Genomic DNA, 12,021 nt, shown 5'->3' on the forward strand with positions numbered 1-12,021 from the left:
ACGTTATGAAACAGGTACTTTTTGTTCGCCCCGACAGCCGCGAGGTCGGGAAAATAATGTGCTGTGAGTCCGGCAGCGAGCGCGTCGAGGTGCTCGACAGCCTGGAGATGCTGGCCGAACACCCGCTGGCTACACGCGTTTGTCTCCTGCTGCCCGGCAGCGACATGATTTTCCGCCATTTCACGCTGCCGAAAAAGGTGGCTTCTCAGGCGATGGCCTTCTCGTGGATGGCGGAAGAGACGCTGATTGGCGACGTGGACAACCTCCACTGGACAGTGCTCTACAAAAAAGGCGCTGACGTCGACGCCGTTGCCATTGACGCCGACCGCCTGCGTGCGGCATTGACCCGCTGTCACGAGGCCGGATTAAACGTGATTCAGGCCCTGCCTGATGCCTGGCTGCTGCCCGTGGCGGCAGGGGGCAGCACGCTGGTCGCACAGGATAAAGGCTACTGGCTGCGTTTATCTCCCCACGTGGCGGGTGAAATGGAGGGAACCCTGCTGCCGCTGTTGATGCAGAAAGCCGGAGACGGGGAAGTGTGTTGCTACGGCGACGCGCCTGCGGACGTTCACGTTGACGTACAGCATGCCTGGCAGCATCCGCTGGTGCTGATCCAGCCGCAGTGGAAAACCTGTCGTGTGAATCTGCTTCACGGTGAATTCAGCCTTAAGGCCGGTCATGGCCAGGCCGCAAAAAGCATGAAAGCAGCGATGATAGCGGCGGGCCTGCTGTCCGTTGGTCTGCTGCTGGGGCCGCGCATTGCGATGGCCTGGATGCTGGTGCAGCAGGAAAATCGGGTTCAGCAGGAGATCGTTCAGGTTTATCAGCACCATTTCCCCAGCATGCGCCAGCAGACCAATATCAAATATCACTTTGGCCAAAGCCTGAAAAAACAGAGCAAGGGGTTCTTTCTTCAGCTTGAGGAGCTGGAGAAAGCCCGGCAGTCAGTCCCTGCGATGGAGATCGATCTGCTGGAATACGATGCGCAGCAAAACACCCTGACGCTGAGCGTTAGCGCGCAAAGCCAGCCCGCGTTGCAGGCGTTTGTGAACCAGACCAGTGAGAATTTTGATTTTACCTTACAACCTGTTTCAACAACCGAACCGTATACCGCCATGATCGCAGGGAAACATAAATGAAAGAGCGAATCGCGCAGCTGAAATCACGCTATCAGAATTACAGCGCCCGGGAAAAAATCATTTTAAAAATATGTGCCGTTGCCATTGTGGGGGCTGCGGTGTATTACACAGGAGTAATTCCCTTGGATAATATGATTCAAAATAGTAAATCGACGCTTAAAAGACAAAAAGAGACGCTCAACTGGATGCGCAGTGAAATTGATAAAAATCATCTTCAGGTCCAGTTAGTTAAAACGAATAATCCGCGTACGGTGGTCGAGAACAGCGCTCATGAAATTAATCTTTCACTGACGGATGTGCGCCAGGAGGGGCAAACTTTATCGTTCGTGGTGAATCGGGTAAATGTATATGAATTAAAAAGCTGGCTGCGTGAAATTAATCAGACCTCCGGCGTGACATTGCAAAAAATAAACCTCACGCCGGTTGACCACCTCAGCGATGTGAAAGCACAGGTGCAGCTTACCTGGTCAAAAAGCGCATGAATACCTTCACGCTGATGCGGGAGGCCTGTCCGCTCGGTTTCCCGATGATGAGTGCTATCCTGGGCGGGATTATGGGCAGTTTTCTAGGCGTTGTTGCCGAGCGCGTACCGGGAATGGTGATGGATGAGGAGGGGAGCGGCAATCTGCTCTTTCCTGCCTCGCACTGCCCGGTGTGTCAGCACACGCTTGCTGCATGGGAAAATATCCCGCTGCTCAGTTGGCTGTTATTACGGGGGCGCTGCCACCAGTGCGGCAGCGCGATCCCACTGCGACTCTTTTTGGTGGAACTGTTCTCCGCGCTGTTTTTTGGCATCACGGCCTGGTGCATGCCGGACGTTCAGGCGCTGTTCTCTTTGTGGTTACTGGCGGCTTTTTTACTGCCGCTGGCCATGATCGACTGGCAGCATCAGTTGTTGCCGGACTGCCTGACCCAGCCGCTGCTGTGGGCGGGGTTAGTGCTCCATGCTATTGACCACACATTGCCGCTACGTGATGCGCTGTTTGGCGCGGTGGCGGGCTATCTGTCGCTCTGGCTGCTCTACTGGGCTTTTCGTCTGATCGCCGGACGAGAAGGGCTGGGTTACGGGGATTTTAAGCTACTGGCGGCGCTGGGCGCCTGGTGCGGCTGGCAGGCATTACCCTCCATTGAACTGGCGGCAGCGTTAAGCGGTATTGTCGGTTATTTCGCCGTCAATAATTTAAATAAAAATAACCTCACTATTTCTTTTGGTCCTTACCTCGCCTTTTCTGGAATCGTGGTGTTTATTAGTCAGCAGTTTGCTTTCACATTTTAAATATACTGGTCAAGGTTTTTTATAAATCTTTTTGATGCTGGGAGAGAAGGACGACTCTTTACGCTCGGTGTATCGTAGGAGATATAAGCTACACGGGATTTGGCTTGTATCTTTTTATGGAGGAATACAGCGCAGCAACAATTTTTTGTTTACGGCACTCACGTTGGTTAAATACGCATTACGCGAAACGCATCCATGATCTCACGGAAGGCATGGGTTATTACGTTATAAATAAATTTATCAGGAAATAAAAATGAAATTTATGAAACCAAAATATCTGGCGCTCTTTATTGCGGCGGCCACCAGCTCCGCATTTGCAGCTGCGCCGGGTACGCCTTCTATTACATCGGGCAATGATAAATTTGCGCTGGTAGAAGTGGATCAGGCGGCACAGGATTACAACAACCTCATCAAAGTGCATAAAGAGGGTGTTGATGTAAAAGTGGAATGGAACGTCTGGAGCGGTGACGCCCCAACGTCTGCAAAAGTGCTGCTGGACGGCAAGACCGTCTGGACCGGCGCGGGCAGCGCGGCGGGTTCTGCGACCTTCAAAGTCAAAAAAGGGGGCCGCTATCAGGAACAGGTCGAACTGTGTAACGACAGCGGCTGTACCAAAAGCGCAAGCAAACTGATTATCGTGGCGGATACCGACGGAAGCCATTTGCTGCCGCTGAATACGCCGCTGCTGGAAAATAACAAAGCTTTCGCTCAGCATACCGATAAAGTCGTCGGTGCCTATTTCCCTGAGTGGGGCGTTTACGATCGAAACTTCTCTGCGGATAAGATCCCGGTCGCGAACATTAACCACCTGCTGTATGGCTTTATTCCAATTTGCGGCGGCGACGGTATTAACGACAGCGCCAAATCTTCAGGTGCACTGGAATCCCTGAAACGCGCCTGTGCTGGCCGTCAGGACTACACCGTGGCCATTCACGATCCATGGGCTGCATTGCAGAAACCGCAGAAAGGCGTAAGCAACTGGGACGATCCCTACAAAGGTAACTATGGGCAGCTGATGGCGATGAAAAAAGCCCATCCTGACCTGAAAATTCTGCCATCCATTGGTGGCTGGACCCTGTCCGATCCGTTCTATCAGATGGATAACAAAGTACTGCGTGACCGTTTCGTGGCGTCGGTAAAAGACTTCCTGACCACCTGGAAAGTGTTTGACGGCGTGGATATTGACTGGGAATTCCCGGGCGGCGGCGGTGAAAACGCCAAACTCGGCAATCCTCAGACCGATAAAGCTACCTACACCGCGCTGATGCACGACCTGCGTCAGATGCTGAATGAACTGTCTGCGGAAACCGGTCGTACCTACGAGCTGACTACTGCAATCGGTGCCGGTAAAGATAAGATCGAAGACGTGGACTATAACACCACGCAGCAGTACCTCGACCATATCTTCCTGATGAGCTACGACTTCTACGGTGCCTGGAGCAATACCGATCTGGGCCACCAGACCGCCCTGTACGGTGCTTCCTGGAAACCAGACACTAACTACACCACCGATAACGCGGTGAAAGCGATGCTGGAGCAGGGCGTTAAGCCAGGCAAGATCGTGGTAGGCGCAGGTATGTATGGCCGCGGCTGGACCGGCGTTCATGGTTATACCGGCGATAATCCATTTACCGGCACCGCAACCGGACCAATTAAAGGGACATGGGAAAGCGGTATCGTTGACTATCGTCAAATCGTCAACCAGATGCTGGGCAAACCGGGCTGGGAATACAAATATGACGAAGCGGCTGAAGCGCCGTACGTGTTCAACAAGTCCACCGGTGAGCTGGTGACGTACGATAACGCCCGTTCCGTTATGGCGAAAGGCAAATACGTACTGAACAAAAACCTGGGCGGACTGTTCGCATGGTCTATCGAGTCTGATAACGGCGATATCCTGAACGCCATGAACGAAAGCCTGCTGGGCGGAAGTTCCATCCCGGATCTGCCTGTTGAGACTAACCATGCGCCAGTGGCTTCAGCTGCCGATCAAAATGTCACCGGTCCTGCAACCGTGACCCTGGATGGCTCTGCTTCCAGCGACCAGGACGACGATGCGCTGACCTATAAATGGACGCAGGTTTCAGGCCCTTCTGTGACCATCGCCAATAGCACCAAAGCGAAAGCCAGCTTTAGCGTTCCGGCTGTGACAAGCGACCAGAACCTGGTCTTCCGTTTGACCGTAACCGACGCTAAAGGGCTGAGCAATGCTGTTGACGTCCAGGTTGTGAATAAAGCGCCTAAAGCCAACCAGGCGCCGGTAATCAATGCTATGGAAGCCGTTACCGTTCAGTCCGGTGAAGCAATTTCTCTGCACGCACAGGCATCCGATCCTGATGGTGACGCGCTGACCTACAGCTGGAGCGTACCGGCTGATATGAACGCGACCGGCACTGATTCGGCCAACGTTCGCATCACTGCGCCAGAAGTGCACAATACCTCTTCCTACACCCTGAGCGTTATTGTGACGGACGGTAAAACCAGCGTGCAGTCTGACGTGCAGGTGACGGTGGAGCCTAAGCCGGCTGACGAGGTAACGCCTCCTGCCGATGACGTCACACCACCGGCTGACGACGTAACCCCGCCAGCTGATGATACCACCGGCAGCTGCGACGCACCTGTCGATGCCAACGCCAGCAAATACGCTGCGTGGGACGCGAGCAAAATCTATAACAACGGCGATACCGTAAGCTTCGACCACCTCGTGTGGAAAGCGAAATACTGGACTCAGGGCAATCAGCCTGGCTTCGGTATGGACGCGTGGGAGCTGGTAAGCAACGTGAAGATGAACTGGCGTTCTGACCTGGTCTACAACGGCGGCGACACCACCACCTATGAAGGTAACGTTTACCGTGCGAAATGGTGGACCCGTGGTGATAACCCAGCAAATAGCGACGTATGGGTAAAAGAAGGCGCATCAACAGATTGCAAATAATCTAACCCATTAATTACTCCCCCTTCTGAGGGGGAGTAATTAAAAATTCATTTTACAGGATGTTTCTAAGGAGAAATAACCAATAAAGTCAGCAGGTAAAAATGAAAAAGCTCATTTTGTTGTTATTAATAATAAGCCAGGGCGCTCTGGCAAACTGTTGGGATAAAGCGGCGCGTTATTATCATGTCGACCCTTATTTACTCTACGCGATAGCGAATGTGGAATCCGGTATGAATCCGTACGCGGTTGGGAAAAACCGCGATGGCACGCGGGATGTCGGGCTGATGCAAATCAACAGCTCGCATTTTACCGCGCTGGAAAGCAGAGGCATCGATGAGTATCGCTTAATGACCGAGCCGTGTACCTCCATCATGGTGGGTGCCTCCATTCTCTCCGGAATGATAAGAGTATATGGCTATAACTGGGAAGCGGTAGGCGCTTATAACGCCGGGTTGAAGAAAGAGAATTATCCGCAGCGGATGAAATATGCCCATAAGGTCTGGGCTAAATATCAGCAATTAAAATTAGCAGCACGCGATTAACGTTTTTTATTTTTGAAGAATTCCTGAAGGTGTTCTTCGAAAAGTGAAAACAGCTGAATGTGGTTTATGTATTAACGGAATAATACCTAAGCCGGGATATTAACATTTAATTTGAAACGAACAGGAAAACTGAAATGAACAAAAGGACGTTACTGAGTGTACTTGTTGCTGGTGCTTGCGTTGCACCTTTTATGGCGCAGGCCGCCTCTTTGCAGGCGACCACCGGCGAGCCGTACACCATGAAAGCCAGCGATCTGGCGAAGAAAGAGCATGAGCTCACTAACTTCCCGCTGATGGCCTCCGTTAAAGAGACTATTCAGACCCTGGACAACGCGCAGGTCGAACTGATTGAGCCAGGCCGCGCGGCGAACCCGGACAACGTCAAACGCGTTGAAGGGATTGTGAAAGCCAGCGACTGGGAATATCTCTTCCCGCTGCGTGCACAGGCTTATACCTACAGCAACTTCCTGAAAGCCGTGGGTAAATTCCCGGCGCTGTGTAAGACCTACAACGACGGTCGTGACAGCGACGCTATCTGCCGCAAAGAGCTGGCGACCATGTTTGCCCACTTTGCCCAGGAAACCGGCGGCCACGAAAGCTGGCGTCCGGAAGCCGAATGGCGTCAGGCGCTGGTCCACGTGCGTGAAATGGGCTGGAGCGAAGGGCAGAAGGGCGGCTATAACGGCGAATGTAATCCGGACGTCTGGCAGGGACAGACCTGGCCTTGCGGTAAAGACAAAGACGGCGATTTCCTGAGCTATTTCGGACGCGGTGCGAAACAGTTGTCCTACAACTACAACTACGGTCCATTCTCTGAAGCGATGTACGGCGACGTGCGTACCCTGCTCGATAAACCTGAGCTGGTGGCGGACACCTGGCTGAACCTGGCCAGTGCTATCTTCTTCTTCGCCTATCCACAGCCGCCAAAACCAAGCATGTTGCAGGTGATCGACGGTACATGGCAGCCGAACGATCACGATAAAGCCAACGGCCTGGTCCCGGGCTTCGGTGTAACAACCCAGATCATCAACGGCGGCGTTGAGTGCGGCGGCCCGACTGAAATTGCGCAGTCTCAGAACCGTATCAAGTATTACAAAGAATTTGCGAACTACCTGAAAGTCCCTGTTCCGGCGAACGAAGTGTTGGGTTGCGCCAACATGAAGCAGTTCGACGAAGGTGGCGCAGGCGCCCTGAAGATTTACTGGGAACAGGACTGGGGATGGAGCGCGGATACCCCGGACGGCAAGACTTACTCTTGCCAGCTGGTGGGCTATCAGACACCGTTCAGCGCGTTCAAAGAGGGCGACTACAGCAAGTGCGTGCAGAAGTTCTATAACGTGAATATCGTGAATGACGACGGTTCCTCGGTGACGCCGGACGAAACCCCGGTCACGCCAACGCCAACACCTTCTGAAGATGTTACGCCGGCCCCAACGCCAGCGCCAGTTCCGGATGAAACTCCGGTTGAACCTGTCGCGGTGAACCACGCGCCGGTTGCGCAGATTGCGGGCCCAATAGGTGCCGTTGAAGCGGGCGCGCAGGTTTCTCTGAGCGCGGAAGGCTCTACCGACGCAGACGGCAACAAGCTGACCTACACCTGGCGTTCTCAGGATGGCCAGACCGTGACCGGCGAAGATAAAGCGGTGGTGACCTTTAAGGCGCCTGAGTCTGCAACGGCGCAGCAGTATGAAGTGAGCCTGACCGTCAGCGATGGCGAGCTGAGCAGCACCACGTCTTACCTGCTCAACGTGAAAGCGAAAGCGGCAACGCCATCCGGAGAAGATACGTCTTACCCGGCATGGAGCGCGAACAGCAAGTACAACGCCGGTGATATCGTGAACAACCACGGTAAATTGTTCCAGTGCAAACCGTTCCCGTACAGCGGCTGGTGTAACAGTGCGCCGACGTACTATGAGCCGGGTGCAGGCCTGGCTTGGGCTGAAGCCTGGACGGCTCTGTAAAAGCAAACGGCAACCCTCGGGTTGCCGTTTTAATGTTTGCACCCTCTCCCTGTGGGCTGAGGGTTCCCCACAAATTAATGCGAGCACTGAGCAATCCCCTCGCCCCTCCGGGGAGAGGGTTAGGGTGAGGGGAACATACGGCGGTGGTGGTCATTCCGTTCACTTTATGTTCCTTGCTACTCTGTAACGACATGACCGGTGAACGTGCCAGGGTGGCTCAGTCGCCACCACCCTGGCGACCCGGGCTCCCGGCGGTAAATCGCCGCTTCGCGGTGCCCTCGGCTTATTCCTTCCGGCTTATCGGGTACGGGCGGAGGCAACGTCCCTGTAAAGCCGCCCTCTCGGCGCATCCCTGCGCCTCGCCCCGGCCGGAAGGCAAACGCCTCAGCGATTTACAGCCGGACCAGGGCATCGCTGACAGCCCTCAGTCATTTAGAAAGCAACTTTATTGCTTCTGCATAAAAAAATTACTGGGGATCCCTCAGCCCTGTGGGAGAGAGCCGGGGTGAGGGCATCAGTCCGCACTCTCTGTTTTTTGCCGGGTGGCGCTGCGCTTACCCGGCCTACATGAGGCTGGAACGCTTACCGGTGTAACTTCCCGTGATCCCGCAACCACGCCGCCGTACGCACTATCCCTTCATCGAGCGAGATAATCGGTTTATACCCCAGCTCGTTCTCCGCCCGAGAAATATCCAGCGTAAAATCAAAGTTGAGCTTCGACACACCGTAATGCGTCAGCGCAGGCTCTTTCGCCGATTTACTGCCAAAGCGCTCCATGCTGCGGGCAATCATGTCCAGCATCGGGTAGGGAACGGAACGGATCCGGCAGTCGATTTTTAACTCATCAATCAGCCTTTGCACAATGCTGCGCAGGGTACAGGGTTCGCCGTTGGTGATGTTATAGGCGCGGCCCGACACCAGCTTATCGCACTCCGGCTGGCTCGCCAGCCACATGGCGTGAACGGCATTTTCGTAATAGGTCATGTCTACCAGCGCATCGCCGCCGCGCGGTAACAGCACGCTGCCGTAATGGTGCATCATCTGGGCCAGTCGCGGGATAAAGACTTTGTCGTGCGGCCCAAACAGGCTCTGTGGTCGCAGCACGGTAAAGCGGGTGTGCGGATTTGACTGGGCCAGCAGGTCGATCACCTCTTCGCCAGCCGCTTTACTGCGGGCAAATTCACAGGCAAAGCGCGCAGGGCGGAAATCTTCCTGAATATCACGATGATGGTGATAATCAAAATAGAGCGACGGGGAAGAGATATGAATAAAGTTACGCACGCCCCAGGCGACGGCCCATTCGCCCAGACGGCGCGTGGCGCGCACGTTGGCGAGATCGAAGGCTTCCTGGGTACCCCACGGGGAGGTAAAACTGGAGCAGTGCCACAGCGTATCGATACCGGCGAGCATCACCTTGGCCTGAGAGGAGACCAGCTCCGTCAGGTCGGCATGGACAAACTCAGCGCCCATTTTTTGCAAGAGCTTGCCCATCGCCTCGTTGCGACCGGTGGCCCTCACGCTGATGCCTTTGTTGCGCAGAAATTCGACCGCATTTCGGCCTAAGCCGCTGGTCGCCCCGGTAACCAGTACCTTCATAACAATCCACTGTGTTGAAAAGAATTTCGTGCGCATTCTTTCGTGAATTACGATGTGTTGCAATGGGAAAGGTGAAAGAAAAAGGGTTTTATTTAATTACTTTCCCGCTTTTCTTCTGCCAGTTGCGCAATCCTTTTCGCCATTCCGCGGAAGATAAACAGGTGTGCCGGGATCATCAGCAGCCAGTAGAACAGCCCGGGCATTCCGTGCGGGTGCCACCACGCCCGAACGTCCAGCTCGCGGTGATCGCCTTTGTCTTTAAGGGTGAAGCAGAGCCGCCCCAGCCCCGGTGCCTTCATGCCAAACAGCAGCGCCAGCTGTTTTTCCGGCTCAACGATGATCACCTTCCAGCTGTCGACCGTATCGCCCACGTTCAGATACGGGGCGGCAGGACGGCCTTTTGCCAGCCGGTGACCCACCAGTAGGTCCAGCGCGCCGCGCGTTTGCCAGAGGATATTGCCGAAGAAATAGCGCTCTTTGCCGCCGATCTGGTTCACAACGTCCCACAGCCCTGAGAGGCTGGCAGTGGTTTTTACCGTACAGCCCGCCTGTTTTGGGTAATAGCCGTACTCGGGCCGCCAGCGGGCAAACGCCTGCGGATCGTAGCCCCAGTCGCTGGAGTTCACCAGCTTCTCTTCTTCTTTCAGCGTATTGCGTACGGCATCGTCGAAGGGGATCAATTCCTGAGGGATCAAGGCACGCAGTTCACGATCGTCCGCCAGCAGATCGTGTTTCAGTCCCTGTATAAGCGCTTTGGCAGTCGTCGGCGGCACGGAGGTGATCACATTCAAAAACCACACCGAAATCCAGCGGGTCGGAAAGGGGACGGGCACCAGCCAGCGGCGGCGGCCACTCACCCGCATAAAATGTTCGAACTGCGCCTGATAGCTCAACACTTCCGGGCCAGCCGCCTCCAGCACACGATGCGCCGCCGCCGGATGATCCAGCAATGCCACCAGATAGTGGAGTAAATTCTCCAGCGCAATGGGCGTGGTGCGCGAGCGTACCCAGCGCGGCGGTGTCAGCACAGGCAGGTTGTAGACCATATCGCGCATCACTTCGAACGCGGCGGAACCCGCGCCGACGATGATCCCTGCCCGCAGTTCGGTGACGGGGATACGGGCGCTTCGCAATGTCTCTGCCGTCAGTTGCCGGGCGCGCAGATGGTCTGACTGCTCGTTCTCAGGCGCCTGAAGCGAGCTTAGAAAGATCACCTGCTTTACCGGCGTTTGCAGCAGCGTATCACGTACGTTCATCGCCACCTGACGCTCGTGGGCGATAAAATCGCCGCCTTCGCCCATGCTGTGAACAAGGTAGTAAAGCGTATCGACCCCTTCCAGCAGCGCAGGAAGCGCTTTCGGCCAGTTAAGGTCAACGTTGTGACACGTCACGCCAGGCAAATGTAGCTTTTGCAGGCGTTCCGTGTTGCGTGCCACTGCCAGCACCTGGTGCCCCTGCTGGCTTAACGCAGTGGTCAGATGCTGACCGATATACCCGCTGGCACCGAGCACCAGAATACGTTGCGGCACGGTATGCTCCTTAACGCTGTAAAAACGCCTGCCAGTGTTTCACCACCTCGGTCAACTGCTCGCGGTTAACGTCAAGATGCATCACCAGTCGCACGACCGGGGAGGCGTTGATCAGCACGCCTCGGGCTTTCATAAATTCGCCCAGCGCGGCAGCATGCTCATTGCCGACGCGGACAAACAGCATGTTGGTGTCATGACGCATGACATCAGCGCCGATTTCACGCAGCTGCGCTGCCATCCACGCCGTATTGTCGTGATCGTCTTTCAGGCGTGACACGTTATTTTTCAGGGCGTACAGTCCGGCAGCCGCCAGAATACCCGCCTGACGCATCCCGCCGCCGGTCATTTTGCGCCAGCGGTTGGCGCGTCTGATGTAGTCCGCGCTGCCAACCAGCAGGGAACCTACCGGCGTGCCCAGCCCTTTAGAGAGGCAAATGGTGAACGAGTCGCAATATTGGGTGATCTCTTTCAGCTCGCAGCCGTACTCCACCACGGCGTTGAAGATACGTGCGCCGTCAACGTGCAGGCCGAGCTTGCGCTCGCGGGTAAAATCCCATGCCGCTTTCAGGTATTCGCGCGGCAGGACTTTACCGTTATGGGTGTTTTCGAGGCTCAGCAGTTTAGTGCGGGCGAAGTGAATATCATCGGCTTTGATTTTTGCCGCGACTTTGTCCAGCGGCAGCGTACCGTCCGGCGCAGCATCGATCGGCTGCGGCTGGATGCTGCCGAGCACCGCCGCGCCGCCGGCTTCGTACAGGTAGTTATGCGCCCCCTGGCCAACGATATACTCTTCGCCGCGCTCGCAGTGGCTCAGCAGCGCCACCAGGTTAGCCTGCGTGCCGGTGGGCAGGAACAGGGCAGCCTCTTTACCGCTCAGCTCGGCCGCATAGCGCTGGAGTTCGTTGACCGTCGGGTCATCGCCGTAGACGTCGTCCCCGACCGGGGCGGCCATCATCTCTTCGAGCATGGCGCGGCCCGGACGGGTAACGGTATCACTACGTAAATCAATCATTTCACATCCCTTTCATTTAAGAGGTCTTGTG

The 12,021-nt window shown here is 55.3% G+C and carries 9 protein-coding genes; 6 read left to right on the forward strand and 3 right to left on the reverse strand.

What is annotated here, in order from left to right; genetic code table 11:
- The first annotated feature begins 5 nt into the window (after positions 1-5).
- The 6 genes from gspL (at position 6) to HWQ15_RS15740 (ending at position 7,853) form a co-directional block, all read left to right on the forward strand.
- Positions 6-1,139, forward strand: a complete 1,134-nt coding sequence (gene gspL, locus HWQ15_RS15715; RefSeq protein WP_063149656.1) for a type II secretion system protein GspL — start codon at positions 6-8, stop codon at positions 1,137-1,139.
- Complete coding sequence (gene gspM / locus HWQ15_RS15720) at positions 1,136-1,621, forward strand: type II secretion system protein GspM (protein WP_022647595.1); 486 nt, start codon at positions 1,136-1,138, stop codon at positions 1,619-1,621. Before gspL ends, gspM begins: the two co-directional genes overlap by 4 nt.
- Positions 1,618-2,415: an A24 family peptidase gene (locus tag HWQ15_RS15725; protein ID WP_023299702.1), complete on the forward strand. Its 798-nt coding sequence runs from the start codon at positions 1,618-1,620 to the stop codon at positions 2,413-2,415. The genes gspM and HWQ15_RS15725 overlap by 4 nt, the downstream gene beginning before the upstream one ends.
- Positions 2,416-2,668: 253 nt before the next feature.
- Entirely contained in the window at positions 2,669-5,350 is a 2,682-nt protein-coding gene (locus HWQ15_RS15730) for a glycosyl hydrolase family 18 protein (RefSeq protein ID WP_063149657.1), read from the forward strand.
- A gap of 101 nt (positions 5,351-5,451) precedes the next feature.
- The gene (gene iagB, locus HWQ15_RS15735; protein ID WP_023299704.1) at positions 5,452-5,892 is read left to right on the forward strand and encodes a type III secretion system invasion protein IagB; all 441 of its coding nucleotides are present in this window, start codon (positions 5,452-5,454) and stop codon (positions 5,890-5,892) included.
- A gap of 134 nt (positions 5,893-6,026) precedes the next feature.
- Positions 6,027-7,853 carry a chitinase gene (locus tag HWQ15_RS15740; protein WP_022647599.1) on the forward strand — a complete coding sequence of 609 codons (1,827 nt, stop codon included), beginning with the start codon at positions 6,027-6,029 and terminating at the stop codon, positions 7,851-7,853.
- A gap of 582 nt (positions 7,854-8,435) precedes the next feature.
- Here HWQ15_RS15740 and HWQ15_RS15745 read toward each other — a convergent pair.
- The 3 genes from HWQ15_RS15745 to ltaE form a co-directional block, all read right to left on the reverse strand.
- Positions 8,436-9,449: an NAD(P)-dependent oxidoreductase gene (locus HWQ15_RS15745; protein ID WP_022647600.1), complete on the reverse strand. Its 1,014-nt coding sequence runs from the start codon at positions 9,447-9,449 to the stop codon at positions 8,436-8,438.
- 92 nt (positions 9,450-9,541) lie between these two features.
- Positions 9,542-10,978 carry an SDR family oxidoreductase gene (locus HWQ15_RS15750; protein WP_063149048.1) on the reverse strand — a complete coding sequence of 479 codons (1,437 nt, stop codon included), beginning with the start codon at positions 10,976-10,978 and terminating at the stop codon, positions 9,542-9,544.
- Positions 10,979-10,988: 10 nt separating this feature from the next.
- A complete protein-coding gene (gene ltaE, locus HWQ15_RS15755; protein WP_063149047.1) occupies positions 10,989-11,990 on the reverse strand; it encodes a low-specificity L-threonine aldolase in 1,002 nt (333 codons plus the stop codon).
- Between the last annotated feature and the right edge of the window lie 31 nt (positions 11,991-12,021).

The organism is Enterobacter sp. DSM 30060 (assembly GCF_013375955.1).
In the GTDB taxonomy this organism is placed as follows: Bacteria; Pseudomonadota; Gammaproteobacteria; order Enterobacterales; family Enterobacteriaceae; genus Enterobacter; species Enterobacter intestinihominis.

Bases quoted from the DNA above. Each gene is read 5' to 3' on its own strand.
- gspM (WP_022647595.1), top strand. From the start codon at position 1,136: ATGAAAGAGCGAATCGCGCAGCTGAAATCACGCTATCAGAATTACAGC.
- HWQ15_RS15740 (WP_022647599.1), top strand. From the start codon at position 6,027: ATGAACAAAAGGACGTTACTGAGTGTACTTGTTGCTGGTGCTTGCGTT.
- ltaE (WP_063149047.1), bottom strand. From the start codon at position 11,990: ATGATTGATTTACGTAGTGATACCGTTACCCGTCCGGGCCGCGCCATG.
- HWQ15_RS15730 (WP_063149657.1), top strand. From the start codon at position 2,669: ATGAAATTTATGAAACCAAAATATCTGGCGCTCTTTATTGCGGCGGCC.
- HWQ15_RS15745 (WP_022647600.1), bottom strand. From the start codon at position 9,449: ATGAAGGTACTGGTTACCGGGGCGACCAGCGGCTTAGGCCGAAATGCG.
- iagB (WP_023299704.1), top strand. From the start codon at position 5,452: ATGAAAAAGCTCATTTTGTTGTTATTAATAATAAGCCAGGGCGCTCTG.
- HWQ15_RS15725 (WP_023299702.1), top strand. From the start codon at position 1,618: ATGAATACCTTCACGCTGATGCGGGAGGCCTGTCCGCTCGGTTTCCCG.
- gspL (WP_063149656.1), top strand. From the start codon at position 6: ATGAAACAGGTACTTTTTGTTCGCCCCGACAGCCGCGAGGTCGGGAAA.